The 12828-nt window shown below is 30.2% G+C and carries 20 protein-coding genes and 1 pseudogene; 12 read left to right on the forward strand and 9 right to left on the reverse strand.

All coding sequences use genetic code 11. The features are described from left to right. The first annotated feature begins 329 nt into the window (after window positions 1-329). The 5 genes from FWJ34_RS13645 to FWJ34_RS13665 all read left to right on the forward strand — a co-directional run bounded on the left by FWJ34_RS13645 (window position 330) and on the right by FWJ34_RS13665 (window position 2759). Window positions 330-1070, forward strand: coding sequence for a group I intron-associated PD-(D/E)XK endonuclease (locus FWJ34_RS13645; RefSeq protein WP_308255879.1), 741 nt, complete (start codon window positions 330-332; stop codon window positions 1068-1070). A 51-nt stretch (window positions 1071-1121) separates the two neighbouring features. Continuing rightward, complete coding sequence (locus FWJ34_RS13650) at window positions 1122-1388, forward strand: hypothetical protein (RefSeq protein WP_308255880.1); 267 nt, start codon at window positions 1122-1124, stop codon at window positions 1386-1388. A gap of 143 nt (window positions 1389-1531) precedes the next feature. Beyond that, window positions 1532-1906 carry a DUF3883 domain-containing protein gene (locus tag FWJ34_RS13655; protein ID WP_308255881.1) on the forward strand — a complete coding sequence of 125 codons (375 nt, stop codon included), beginning with the start codon at window positions 1532-1534 and terminating at the stop codon, window positions 1904-1906. Between the two features lie 28 nt (window positions 1907-1934). Continuing rightward, window positions 1935-2111: a DNA cytosine methyltransferase gene (locus FWJ34_RS13660; RefSeq protein WP_308255899.1), complete on the forward strand. Its 177-nt coding sequence runs from the start codon at window positions 1935-1937 to the stop codon at window positions 2109-2111. Between the two features lie 6 nt (window positions 2112-2117). Continuing rightward, complete coding sequence (locus FWJ34_RS13665; RefSeq protein WP_308255882.1) at window positions 2118-2759, forward strand: Uma2 family endonuclease; 642 nt, start codon at window positions 2118-2120, stop codon at window positions 2757-2759. Window positions 2760-2812: 53 nt separating this feature from the next. Here the strand turns inward: FWJ34_RS13665 and hisIE are convergent, their stop codons facing one another. After that, complete coding sequence (gene hisIE, locus FWJ34_RS13670; RefSeq protein WP_308255883.1) at window positions 2813-3463, reverse strand: bifunctional phosphoribosyl-AMP cyclohydrolase/phosphoribosyl-ATP diphosphatase HisIE; 651 nt, start codon at window positions 3461-3463, stop codon at window positions 2813-2815. 234 nt (window positions 3464-3697) lie between these two features. Between hisIE and rsmA the strand changes: the two genes are divergently transcribed. Beyond that, entirely contained in the window at window positions 3698-4543 is an 846-nt protein-coding gene (rsmA, locus tag FWJ34_RS13675) for a 16S rRNA (adenine(1518)-N(6)/adenine(1519)-N(6))-dimethyltransferase RsmA (RefSeq protein WP_308255884.1), read from the forward strand. A 54-nt stretch (window positions 4544-4597) separates the two neighbouring features. Here rsmA and glyQ read toward each other — a convergent pair whose 3' ends face one another. Next, window positions 4598-5476 carry a glycine--tRNA ligase subunit alpha gene (gene glyQ / locus FWJ34_RS13680; protein WP_308255886.1) on the reverse strand — a complete coding sequence of 293 codons (879 nt, stop codon included), beginning with the start codon at window positions 5474-5476 and terminating at the stop codon, window positions 4598-4600. Between the two features lie 163 nt (window positions 5477-5639). Here glyQ and FWJ34_RS13685 point away from each other — a divergent pair, with 163 nt between their 5' ends. The 3 genes from FWJ34_RS13685 to fbp all read left to right on the forward strand — a co-directional run bounded on the left by FWJ34_RS13685 (window position 5640) and on the right by fbp (window position 8620). Next, the gene (locus tag FWJ34_RS13685; protein WP_308255887.1) at window positions 5640-6824 is read left to right on the forward strand and encodes a response regulator; all 1185 of its coding nucleotides are present in this window, start codon (window positions 5640-5642) and stop codon (window positions 6822-6824) included. A 113-nt stretch (window positions 6825-6937) separates the two neighbouring features. Then, entirely contained in the window at window positions 6938-7480 is a 543-nt protein-coding gene (locus tag FWJ34_RS13690; protein ID WP_308255888.1) for a Uma2 family endonuclease, read from the forward strand. 99 nt (window positions 7481-7579) lie between these two features. Then, window positions 7580-8620, forward strand: a complete 1041-nt coding sequence (fbp, locus tag FWJ34_RS13695; RefSeq protein WP_308255889.1) for a class 1 fructose-bisphosphatase — start codon at window positions 7580-7582, stop codon at window positions 8618-8620. A gap of 21 nt (window positions 8621-8641) precedes the next feature. On the opposite strand, the gene FWJ34_RS13700 is transcribed toward fbp, so the two are convergent. Then, window positions 8642-8797 (reverse strand): hypothetical protein, encoded by a 156-nt coding sequence (locus tag FWJ34_RS13700; RefSeq protein WP_308255890.1) that lies wholly within the window; start codon window positions 8795-8797, stop codon window positions 8642-8644. A 79-nt stretch (window positions 8798-8876) separates the two neighbouring features. On the opposite strand from FWJ34_RS13700, the gene FWJ34_RS13705 reads away from it, so the two are divergent. Continuing rightward, window positions 8877-9056 (forward strand): hypothetical protein, encoded by a 180-nt coding sequence (locus FWJ34_RS13705; RefSeq protein WP_308255891.1) that lies wholly within the window; start codon window positions 8877-8879, stop codon window positions 9054-9056. Window positions 9057-9114: 58 nt separating this feature from the next. Here the strand turns inward: FWJ34_RS13705 and FWJ34_RS13710 are convergent, their stop codons facing one another. From FWJ34_RS13710 to FWJ34_RS13730, 5 genes are all read right to left on the reverse strand, one after another. Continuing rightward, window positions 9115-9339, reverse strand: coding sequence for a type II toxin-antitoxin system HicB family antitoxin (locus FWJ34_RS13710; RefSeq protein ID WP_308255892.1), 225 nt, complete (start codon window positions 9337-9339; stop codon window positions 9115-9117). Next, window positions 9339-9545: a type II toxin-antitoxin system HicA family toxin gene (locus FWJ34_RS13715; protein ID WP_308255893.1), complete on the reverse strand. Its 207-nt coding sequence runs from the start codon at window positions 9543-9545 to the stop codon at window positions 9339-9341. Before FWJ34_RS13715 ends, FWJ34_RS13710 begins: the two co-directional genes overlap by 1 nt. A gap of 94 nt (window positions 9546-9639) precedes the next feature. Further along, window positions 9640-9879, reverse strand: coding sequence for a hypothetical protein (locus FWJ34_RS13720; protein WP_308255894.1), 240 nt, complete (start codon window positions 9877-9879; stop codon window positions 9640-9642). Between the two features lie 9 nt (window positions 9880-9888). Then, window positions 9889-10020 (reverse strand): hypothetical protein, encoded by a 132-nt coding sequence (locus tag FWJ34_RS13725; protein WP_308255895.1) that lies wholly within the window; start codon window positions 10018-10020, stop codon window positions 9889-9891. Window positions 10021-10303: 283 nt separating this feature from the next. Beyond that, on the reverse strand, window positions 10304-10468 hold the full coding sequence (locus tag FWJ34_RS13730) for a hypothetical protein (RefSeq protein ID WP_308255896.1): 165 nt from the start codon (window positions 10466-10468) through the stop codon (window positions 10304-10306). A 298-nt stretch (window positions 10469-10766) separates the two neighbouring features. Between FWJ34_RS13730 and hemH the strand changes: the two genes are divergently transcribed. Both hemH and FWJ34_RS13740 read left to right on the forward strand, forming a co-directional pair. Further along, on the forward strand, window positions 10767-11930 hold the full coding sequence (gene hemH / locus FWJ34_RS13735; protein ID WP_308255897.1) for a ferrochelatase: 1164 nt from the start codon (window positions 10767-10769) through the stop codon (window positions 11928-11930). Window positions 11931-12010: 80 nt separating this feature from the next. Next, complete coding sequence (locus FWJ34_RS13740; RefSeq protein ID WP_308255898.1) at window positions 12011-12463, forward strand: DUF29 domain-containing protein; 453 nt, start codon at window positions 12011-12013, stop codon at window positions 12461-12463. Window positions 12464-12592: 129 nt separating this feature from the next. On the opposite strand, the pseudogene FWJ34_RS13745 reads toward FWJ34_RS13740, so the two are convergent. Beyond that, window positions 12593-12828, reverse strand: a pseudogene (locus FWJ34_RS13745) (apolipoprotein N-acyltransferase); the annotation flags it as partial.

Here is a 12828-nt window from a genome sequence, read left to right on the forward strand (position 1 = left end):
TTTATACACTAAAATTTAATGAAAACTATTGTATAATACTATTTAGAGTTTGATAGTAGCTCAAAAACTGGAAGCGAGTTTCATGTAATAGGTGCATCTTTATAATTTGTTAAACAAGGTTTAACAAGTATCGGTAATTCCTTAAAGGAAGCAGAAGCTATTTATCAAAATATTGAGACTGTTTTAGACAATGAAACTAAAGATAATTTAATTTTAGGATAGCTATATGTTTGATTTTTTCATTGACTATTATTTCTTTTTTAATTATGATAAAATAATATTCTAATTTTCTAATTATATACAATTTAAAAAATATTGGGTAAATATTGATGAATGAAGATGATTTAATAAAAGAATTAATTAATAAAAATTATGTAAAAAAAGGGATAGCAGATATTGCTCAAAAATATCAGATACCACAGTCTGAGTTGAAGAAATTTTATACCTTAACTTTTTTTTCTGAAATTGCGGAAGATATTAATTTAAAAAATTTAACAGAAATTAATATTAGCGAAATCGAAAAAATGATTTCTGAGGATAAAAAACAAAAGTTTAAGTTTATCAAAACAGAATTTAAAAATATACTAGAAAAATGTTTATATATTGCTCTCACAAATGGTTTTAAAGTAAACATTAATAATATTAATTCAGGAGTTATGACTTCCAATGCTGGAGACAGTGCTGAATTTATATTTGTGGCTAGAGCTATTTTAGCAGGATTTAATTGCAGTAGTGTAGATGTTAGAAGCAGCAGATATGATGCAATTATAGATTATAACGATACACTGTTGAGAGTTCAAATAAAAGGAATTAGTACAGGAAATAATATTAGTTTTAAAGATAGAGATAAAGAAGAACAAGAAATAAATTATAGCAATAAAAGAAATAGAAGTAAAAGAATTACATCTCAAGATTGTGACTTTTTTGTGATAGTAGATAAACAAGTAGGAATCTGTTATATTATTCCAATGAATTGGATTGATAGATTATCTGATGAGGAATTGACAAATATAAAACTACAAGATATTATAAATTATAAACAGAATTGGGATATTATCAAAAATGCTTAACCTTTGGAACTATCAACTAGATAAAATTTGATATATATCGTACTAATAAATATGAAAAAAACAGATAATAAACACGAAAACTATGAAATTCTTAATCTTATTGGTTATGGTTTATCTAAATTTAACAACGATTTTATTGCACAATTTGGTTTTAAAACAAAAACAGCTTTTTATAACTATTGTGTAGGTTTAGGAATTTGTAAAACTACTGGTGTTGTAAAAAATAGAATGGATTTATTTGATTTTTTTTTCCTGATAATGGGCGAAGAGGCTGGTGGCAAAAAGGTAACGCATACATTCATAGAAAAATTCAAATAGATTCTTTATTTGGTGATGCGGATGTTAAAAATTATGCAGATATAATTAAACTATATTTACCGGAACATTTTATAGTTAAAGATTTATTAATAAAGCCAAATCCTATTATTAAATCTAAATTTAAACAATTACAAAAAACAGGTTTGGAAGCTGAATTATTTTTTCTAAATAACTTTAATTCTCTTGATAAATTTAAAGGTGGAAAATTAAAAGATGCCAGACTTTATGGAGATGGTTATGATTTTCAGATAGATATAAATAATGATTTCTTCTTAGTAGAAGTAAAAGGAATTAGAGAAAAAAAAGGTAAATTTCGCTTAACACAAAATGAATATCAAAAAGCTACAGAGTATAAACATCAGTATATTGTAAGTGCAATTTTTAATTTGAATGAAATTCCCATTATTAACCTAATTGAAAATCCTTTAGATAATTTGGATTTCAAGCAAGTTATAGTAACTCAAAAAACCACAGTTGAATATCATTTAAGATCACAAATATCACTTAAAGTAAGTTAATGTACCAATTATAAAAGACAAAAAAGGTATAAGAAAATTAACTCCAAAAGAATGTCTTAGATTACAAGGCTTTCCAGAAGACTTTAATTTTCTAATAGATAATATTGTTTCCAGAAGTAATCAATATAAACAGATAGGAAATACCGTATCTATTCCTGTTGTTACAGCTATAGCAAAAAATATCAAAAAAACTTTATTGACTTAATAAAAAATGAGTAGTATTTTAACAAAATCTATCGCCGAAAATATTATTTTATTAAATAACGTTAGTTGGGAAACTTTTAATCATCTTCTTGAAGAATTAGGAGATCAAAGAAATCAACTTTTAACTTATTATTTAGGTAATTTAGAAATTATGAGTCCTTTAGGTGAACATGAAAATAATAATCGTTTTATAGATGATATAATTCGAGCAATTGCTGATGAACTTAATCTTAATTTAAAAAAATTTGGCTCACTTACATTAAAATCTAATCAAGAAAAACAGGCAGTAGAACCCGATTCTTGTTATTATCTAAATAATGAGCCTTTAGTGAGAAATAAACAACATATTGACTTAAGTATTGATCCTCCACCTGATTTAGTTTTAGAGATTGACATTACCAGTGGTTCGTTAAATAAATTACCTATTTATGCTACTTTAAAAGTACCAGAAATCTGGCGTTATAATGGTCAAAAGTTGACAGTATTTTGCTTTAATGCTGAAACTAATAACTATCAACAGTTAACAAAAAGTAACACTTTTCCTTGGCTAAATTTAGATTTAATTCCTCAATTAATTAACCAAAGTTTAGATTTAGGGGAAACGGCAACTTTAAAACAATTTCGTCAATGGATAAAAGATAATATTTAGGATCAGGAATGATGAATTATAATTATGTTTAATTAAACTGAATAAAAGAATTTTTAACGTCTTCTTTCCTGCAACTTTTTATAAACATCTCTTAAATTAACTTGATGATATGCTAAAGCTACTAAAGAATGATAAAATAAATCGGCTACTTCTGCCGCAATCTCTTCTGGGTTATCATCTTTACAAGCCATGACAACTTCTGCCGCTTCTTCACCAATTTTTTTCAAAATTTTATTATCTCCACCTTCATATAATTTACAAGTGTAAGAACCTTCTACCGGATGCTCTTTGCGATCGCAAATTAACTTAAACAATTCTGATAAAGTGTCCGCTGGAGGGGCAGATTTAGAGTGATCTATTTGATGAAAACAACTTCTTTCTCCGGTATGACAAGCTACTTCTCCAATTTGCTCAATACTCAATAATAAAGCATCACTATCACAATCGTAGCGAATAGTTTTTATCTTTTGAATATGCCCAGAGGTTGCACCTTTATGCCATAATTCTTGACGAGAGCGACTCCAATACCATGCTTCCCCTGTGCTTAAAGTTTTTTGCAATGACTCTTCATTCATCCATGCCATCATCAATACTGTGCCGTCGAGATAATCTTGAGCAATTGCTGGTACTAATCCTTGTTCATTGTAGCTAATTTTATCAACAGGAATTGATTGACTTAAAGGAATGGAAGGATTAATAGACATGGATTGATAATAGTTGATAATTGACTAAAATTTAGTTTTCTATCATCATATCAGGATTAGGAGACAAAAATTTAGATTTTCTGAATATTTGAGAATCAAGAATAAAATTTAGAGAGATATTCATATTAATAAAAAAGAAAAAATTATTTTTCACTAGCTTAATATTATGGATAACACTTATAAGTATTAACAAAATAAATATAAACTAAGTTTAGTTATAAATTATTAAAAATTATGGCAATTAGACCTCGTAAACAGTTTGGGCAACATTGGTTAAAAAGTGAAAAAGCTCTTGCTCAAATTATCATAGCATCCGAACTAAAAAAAACTGATCGCATTTTAGAAATAGGGCCGGGATTAGGTGTTTTAACAGAGAAAATTTTACCTTATGTGGATAAGTTATTAGCGGTAGAAATAGATCGAGATTTATGTAAAAAATTAGTGTTTAAATATGGCAAAGTTGATAACTTTTTGTTGATAGAAGGAGATTTTTTAGAACTTAATTTACCTGATATATTAACAAATTTTCCTGCTTTTCAAAATTATAATAAAGTCGTAGCAAATATTCCTTATAATATCACAGGACCCATTATTGAAAAATTATTAGGTACTATTAGTAACCCTTCCCAAAAACCTTTAGAATCTATTATTTTATTAGTTCAAAAAGAAGTTGGTTATCGTCTGGTAGCTAATCCTAATAATAAAACATATGGGGCATTATCTGTAAAAGTTCAATATTTAGCAGACTGTGAAATTTGCTGTGATGTTTTAGCAAAAGAATTTTATCCTCGTCCAAAAGTCGATTCTGTAGTAATAAAAATAACTCCAAAAAACATAGATAATCCTGCGAATAATCCTAAATTTTTAGATAGTTTAATTAAATTAGGTTTTGCTAGTCGCAGAAAAATGCTAAAAAATAATTTAAAATCTATTATTGAGCCTGAAAAATTGACTAATTTACTATCAGAATTAAATATAAATGATAACGCCCGTGCTGAAAATTTAAGTGTAAGAGAATGGATTAATTTGAGCAATCTTTTGATTTTAACAAGGGGCTTAAGCCCTTTGCCAAACCATTAAAACCTGTGCATCGTTGCAAGAGTGCCCATTCTCTACCATCATCAAAATAGTTTTTCAGCAACCCCTGATTAAAGGGAAATTTAAAGACTCTCTTTGAGTTAGATATTGATGGGCAACTTGACGAGCTAAATTACGGATTCTACCAATATAACGGGTTCTTTCTGTGACGGCAATTACTCCCCTAGCATCTAGTAAATTAAAGCAATGGGAACATTTTAAAACATAATCTAAACTAGGTAAAACAAGGTTTTTTTCGATTAATTGTTTCGCTTCTTCTTCGTATAAACTAAAGATTTTAAAGAGAAAATCTGGATTAGATGCTTCAAAATTATAAGTACATTGTTCGATTTCTCCTTGCAGGAAAATATCACCATATTTGATTTTGTCATTCCAATGAATATCATAAATACTATCTACATCTTGAAGATACATGGCTAATCTTTCTAAACCGTAAGTAATTTCGATAGAGACAGGATGACAATCAATACCGCCACATTGTTGAAAATAGGTGAATTGGGTGATTTCCATGCCGTCTAACCACACTTCCCACCCTACTCCCCATGCACCTAGAGTGGGAGATTCCCAATTATCTTCGACAAAGCGAATATCATGATCTTCGGGGTGAATACCTAATGCTTTTAAGGAATCTAAATAAATTTCTTGAATATTATCTGGGGAAGGTTTAATTAAGACTTGGTATTGATAATAGTGTTGTACCCTATTGGGATTTTCTCCGTAACGTCCATCAGTCGGTCTTCTGCAAGGTTCTATGTATGCTACTGACCAAGGTTCAGGACCAAGGGCGCGTAAGAAGGTATGATGATTCATAGTACCTGCACCTTTTTCCGTGTCGTAAGGCTGGGCAATTAGGCAATTTTTATCACTCCAAAATTTATTTAAGGTAGCAACAATAGATTGAAAATTAATACTCATAAACGATAAGACTATTGTGTTAATATATAAACTGAAACATAGCAATAAAAATTGAAACCAAAATAACTGCTAAAGTGGCAATAAAGTTATAAATCAGAAAATCTCTGAATTTTATAATTAAGATCTAAACAACGATTATCAGCCTACTTCTAATTTATCATTGATGGATACGCCTAATAAAGAAAACTATAGTGTGCCAATCAAAGGGTTTGTGGCTTCAAAGCAAACCTATCTTTTTAACACCCTTAAAAAACATCAATTTAGTGGTGAAGTGCGGCTAGTTGATCCAGGAAAAGCTGAATGGCGTTTTTATTTATATATGGGCCGTTTAGTCTATGCTACTGGTGGAGAACATTCTGTTCGGCGTTGGCGACGTAATTTAGCCGCTTATCTTCCTAGTATTGCCACTGATACAGATTATCTTGAAGAACAAATTCAGTCTATCTCTCCTGATAATATTAAGTTTTGTTGGGAATATGAATTATTACGTCGTTGGTTATTAAATAAAAGAGCCGAGCGGGAATCTGTCATTCGGATGCTCAATAGTATTCTTACAGAAATCTTTTTCGATCTTAATCAAACTACAGAAATCACCTTTCATCTCAATACTGAAGTTAATGTGCCTATTTCTGAACAAATTTTTCTTCTAGACGCAAATCAAGTAATTGTACCCTCATGGCAACAATGGCAAACTTGGATGAATCTCCGGCTAGGCGATCGCTCTCCGAATAAAGCACCGGTAATTCGCTCTCCAGAAATGTTACAAACAAGAATATCACCAAAAACTTATCAAGCATTTACGAAGTTATTTAATGGCAGAAACTCTTTACGAGATTTATCATTACAACTCAAAAGAGATTTACCTCAGTTTAGTAGTTCATTATTACCCTATATTCAAGAAGGTTATATCGATTTAGTCTCCGTTGCTGATTTACCCACTCCTATTTCTTTTCCTACGGTGATTCAATCAGTAGATAAAAGTCTTTTAATTGCTTGTATTGATGATAGTCCTATAATTGGTCAAACTATGGCAACTGTTCTGAAAAAAGCAGGATACCAGTTTATAAGTATTACTGATCCTTTAAAAGCCATCGCCCAAGTTTTAGCGATAAAACCCGATCTAATTTTTTTAGATTTAGTGATGCCCAATGCTAATGGCTATGAAATATGTGCAAGTCTGAGAAAATTATCAATGTTTCGTCAAACTCCCATTATCATCATCACGTCGAATGACGGCATGATTGAAAGAATGCGGACAAAAATGGTGGGGGCATCAGATTTTATTAATAAACCAATTAATACAGAAGAACTGTTAAATGTCGTTAGTAAACATTTATCAATGAAATAGTAAAATATATAGCTTAAGTTGAAGTTCCCTTTTTTTAGGGCATTTAAAAGAATCTTATTATATAAGAAAGATAATTACAATAAGTATATTCATAAAAAAATGGAGATTTAATCATGGTTTTAACTATCAATGATTTGGATAATATACAACAACAAAATCCTGAATTACAATATGAATTACGTCAAGGAGAAATTACGATTATGAGTCCATCAGACTTTTTTTCAGAAGAAGTGGGTTTAGATTTTAGTTATTATTTAAAACAATGGGTTAATGCTCATAGATTAGGAAGAGTAACAGGATCATCGGCCGGTTTTATTATGCCGAATGGAGATTTATTAGCCCCTGATGTCGCTTTTGTTAAAGCCGAAAAATTAAAAATAAGTCCTCGTAGTTATGCGGAAGTTGTGCCTGATTTAGTAGTAGAAATAAAGTCCGCTTCTGATAAAATTAATAAGTTAGAAAAAAAGTTAAAAAAATTCTTAGATTTTGGCGTAACTGTTGCAATTTTAATTGATCCAGATGAACATATTGTTAAAGTTTTTCGCTCTAATTCTGAAGTAGAAATATTGACAGATGATGACGTGTTAATTATTCCTGATTTATTTCCAGAATGGGAGTTAAAAATTATTGACTTATGGCCAGAAGTTTTTGAGTAAATCAGATCGTGTTTTTTAAACTTAGACAAAAATAGAGCTTAAGGTGCATAAGGGAAAAGCTAAAATAAAAATGTTAACAATTATGGAAGAGAAAAATTAATGGATACGATCGCACAGTCAGAGTTAATCATTCCTGAATATAGTCTTGATCGAGATTGTACCACCTTATCCCGTCATGTTTTACAACAGCTAAAGAGTTTTTCCGCCGATGCCCAAGATTTAAGTGCCATAATGAGTCGCATTGCCCTAGCAGGAAAATTAATTGCTCGTCGTTTGAGTCGTGCAGGTTTAATGGCAGATGTTTTGGGGTTTACCGGAGAAACAAATGTTCAAGGTGAGTCTGTGAAAAAAATGGACATTTACGCCAATGAAGTATTTATTTCTGTATTTAAACAAAGTGGTTTAGTCTGTCGTCTTGCTTCTGAGGAAATGGATAAACCTTATTACATACCTGAAAATTGTCCTATCGGTCGTTACACTTTACTCTATGATCCGATTGATGGTTCATCTAATGTTGATATAGACTTAAATGTAGGGTCAATTTTTGCCATCAGGCAACAAGAAGGAGAAGACTTAGACGGAGAAGCGAAAGATTTATTACAAGACGGTTCAAAACAAATTGCAGCCGGGTATATTCTTTACGGACCGGCTACAGTGTTAGTTTATACTATAGGTAATGGAGTTCATTCCTTTTTTTTAGATCCTAGTTTAGGAGAATTTATCTTAGCACAGGAAAACATCAAAATTCCTGATCATGGGTCTGTATATAGCGTTAATGAAGGAAATTTTTGGCAATGGAATGACTCTTTAAGGGATTATATTCGCTACGTTCATCGCCATGATGGATATACTGGGCGTTATAGTGGTGCATTAGTAGGAGATATACACCGTATATTAATGCAAGGAGGCGTATTTTTATATCCGGGTACTACCGATAAACCAGAAGGCAAATTAAGATTATTATATGAAACTGCACCTTTAGCCTTTCTGATAGAACAAGCTGGAGGAAAAGCTTCAACAGGATTAGAGAGAATTTTAGACATTGTACCAAAGAAAATTCATCACCGAACCCCTGTTATTTTAGGAAGTAAAAAAAATGTGGAATTAGTAGAATCTTTCTTGACAGATAAAGACGAATAAGTGAACTACCCAGCACCAAAATCAAAGATTTATGGTGTGGGCTTCATCAACAGAAAGTGATAATCCTAACTCTTTTAATAAATCTAAAAAAATAAAAATAGTATCCCCATTAGTATTATTAATTTCTTGTTGCAATTTATGATACTTATTAATAGCTAACTCTGAAATATTATTCATTTTTTGATGAGCTTTGATCGCATTACCTAATACTTTTAATAATAATTGAGGTTCGCAATTTTCTTCTTCTAAAGCTCTTATGGTTAATAATATGCCTCAGTTATCATTAAAATTGGAGTTTGATCAAGTTTTAGAATTAGTACAACAATTGTCTCAGGAAGAAAAAATTAAGTTAAGTCAAGTCTTAGAAAAAGATACTTTAAATCAAAAATTAACAGAGTTTTTAGACGTATTTAAAAATGATCAAATTTCTCTATAATTAATGAAGAAGTGGAAACTGTAAGAGCGGTGATATAATCTTCTTTGGTTTTTATTTCTTACACTTGAATCAAGTCAACACTACTAGGATTTGGTAATGACTCTTCGGTAGCTTCATAAGCCAAAATTAGAGACTCTAATGCTTCCTCACCATTAGCCACTGCCTCAGCGTAAGTATCTCCGTGAGTGCGCCATTGTTGCCCGACAAAATCGGGAAATCCCACTAAAAAACAGTTATCTTCATTACTCCATTCAATCACCATTTTATATTTATATTTATTCATTATTTTTCCTCTTTTTTTACTTCTAAAATAGCTTGTTTAATTAATTTTTCTTGATATATTTTAGCATCGGCACTATCATTTCCTGATACTGTAATTTTACCCTGATAATATGGATGCACCCAATTAGTATGGCTACCTTTACCCGGCACTTGTTTAAAACCAGCTTGAATTAACATTTTTTTCAATTCTCTAACTTTTTTGGGCATTATTTATATTTTACTTAATTTTCATTTTATTGATGATTATTACTCGATCGAAATTTAATTTTAACTAATATCACCTTTATGTCATAAATTAGTATTAATTCCTTTCATTATCTTGCAAATTATTCATTCTAAGTATAGGTAATCCTTTATTTTCTGAATTTGCCAAAGAAGAAATACCATACTGAATATTATTGATATATTGTCTAAAATATTTTAAAGGATATTTAGTTTGATTTAAAACATTATTAAATAATTTAAAAGTTTTAAGATAATTAGGATCAAATCTTTCTTTTAAATCACTTAATTTAACTACAAATAACTTATTCTTATCCACATTTTCAGCTTAAAAAAAACTATCCTCTCCCCTTTCAATACTGTCAATAAAACGACTCAATTCAACCGCAATAATATCTAACTCATTATTATTAGTAGCCTTACCAGTAGCATCATAACCAATATCATCGGCGATCGCCATAAAGATATTATAATCAGTAATCAGGGAAGATTTAGCCGTTAAATATTTATCTAATAAAGATTATTTAATGTCGTCAATTTTTTCTTTATATTCATTATTAACCTCTTTTTTCCACTCCTTAAAAGCCTCTGAATTTTGTAAAGCCTTACCTTCTAAATTATCAACATTATCAAAACCGATTAACTTTTTAATCTTGTCTTTTTTCTCCTTATCAAGTTTAGCTAATAACTGATCAAAATTATGCTTAACTTTAAAAGAGTCTTGTAAAGATAACTTATCTTGTTTAATTTTTTCTGTGATAGATATAAGGATATTTTCTTAAGAATAAAACAGAACTTTTCACCCCTGCACCCGTAGCCGTAAAAGCCGTTTGAGGGAGAGAAATCACCAGAATTATAGCAGTGGTAACAATCGAAATAATGAAACTGTAAAGAAACTTGACAATCAATATTTTTATTTATTTTTATCCTTTAAAAAAGTTAACCTAAAAATGATCTTAAAATTCAAGTTCTCAGGAATATTGATAATTACTTGCAATAAAACCTGATAGTTGTCATTATATATTTAGATTAAGATGATTTATAATATGTTATGAATTATTACGAAATAAAACAAAAAACCCATAAAAGCTCAAAATTTTTTCAGCAAATCATTGGTAAATTGTTAATTTTGCTAATAAACTTAAACTAGCAATAATATATTGTTACACTTAGTAAAGAAAATTTTAAAATACAAATATTAATATTATGGGTCGTACAGGAGTATTATTATTAAATTTAGGTGGTCCAGAAAAATTAGAGGATGTACGTCCTTTCTTATATAATTTATTCTCAGATCCCGAAATTATCCGTTTACCTTTTCCTTGGTTACAAAAACCCCTTGCTTGGTTAATTTCTACCCTCCGCCGTAAAAAATCTGAGGCTAATTACATGGAAATAGGAGGGGGTTCACCATTACTACAAATTACTGAAGCTCAAGCTCAAGCCTTACAAGCTAAGTTATCACAACAAGGCATCGATATTCAAGTCTATGTTGGTATGCGTTATTGGCATCCTTTTACTGAAGAGGCGATCGCCAAAATAAAACAAGATAACATCGAAAAATTAGTTATATTACCATTATACCCACAATTTTCTATTAGTACCAGTGGTTCAAGTTTTAGAGTCTTAGAAGAAATGTGGAAAACAGATCCTCATCTCAAAAATGTCGAATATACTTTAATCCCTTCATGGCATAATGATCAAGGTTATTTAGCGGCGATGGCAGACTTAATTAAACAAGAATTGCAACAGTTTGAAAATCCTGATGGAGTACATATATTCTTCAGTGCCCATGGTGTACCTAAAACCTATGTTACCGAAGCAGGAGATCCCTATCAAGAGGAAATCGAAGAATGCACCGAGTTAATCATGAAAACTCTTAACCTCAAAAATCCTTACACCCTAGCTTACCAAAGTAAAGTCGGTCCTGTAGAATGGTTAAAACCCTATACAGAAGACGCATTACACGAATTAGGGGCACAAAACATTAAAGATTTATTAGTAGTACCTATTAGTTTTGTATCAGAACATATTGAAACTTTACAAGAAATTGACTTAGAATACAGAGAAGTAGCCGAAGAAGTTGGTATCAGTAACTTTAAGCGTGTACCAGCTTTGAATACTCATCCTCTATTTATCGAAGCCTTAACAAATTTAACCACCGAAGCCTTAGAAAAAAAACCTTTACGGTTTGATGAAGTTACCCGCCCCAAGAAAAACATGAAGATGGATCCTCAAGAAAAATGGGAATGGGGATTAACCAGTGCAGCCGAAGTTTGTAATGGCAGACTAGCCATGTTAGGGTTTTTAGCTTTAGTAGTTGAAATAATTAGCGGACAAGGTCCTTTACATTTTATCGGTATTTTGTAACCAAAATCGGGAATGGGGAATTTATTTTTATTCCTCATCCTTTGATTATTTAATAATACATCAAAAATAAACTAGGTAAAATGATTATAAGTAATGAGCTTAAATTGTTGCAAGAATTATATGAAAAAGATGATCATTTGTGGTTAGAAAAAACTATTGAATTACTCAAACAAAAAAGATTTAATGATTTAGATTTAGAGAATTTAATTGAGGAGTTAGAAAGTTTGAGCAGACGAGATAAATCAACAGTAAGAAGTCTAACAGAACAAATTATTAGGCATTTATTATTATTACAGTATTGGCCTAAAGAAAATGTAAGAAATGCCAATCATTGGAGAGCAGAAATTATTAGTTTTCGCAGTCAGATAGAAGCAGATTTGACAACTAATTTAAGTAATTATTTAGAAAATGAGTTATCAAAAATTTATCAATCAGCTTTAAAATATGTTCAAGAAAAAACTAATTATTCTGTTAATTTTCCCCAGACTTGCCCTTATAGCTTGAATCAAATTTTAGAGCAAAATTATTTTTAAATATAGAAGTTGTTAATCATTAAAAATCGTGAATTGTTTTGATTTTTAAACTGCGACACCGGATACCTGACACCTTCAAATTAACAATTGATTCTATTTTTGCGTAACGTTAGTTATTTAAGCTAAATTCTAAATTCTCAAAAACCAGTAAATAAAAAATAAGATAGTCAATAATTTGATTAACCAATCACCCCAAACCACATAAAAAGTCATTGTATTACGGCGATAAATTTCACCCCTATAAGTTTGAAATTGATGAAGATTAGAAATCCATTTTGTATTACCATGAGCATCAATAATTCCTGAATAACCTGTATTACTCACTCTTGCTGTCCATCTATCAGTTTCAATCGATCGCATAACAT

The sequence above is a fragment of the Geminocystis sp. GBBB08 genome, from assembly GCF_016743215.1.
Taxonomy (GTDB): Bacteria; Cyanobacteriota; Cyanobacteriia; order Cyanobacteriales; family Cyanobacteriaceae; genus Geminocystis.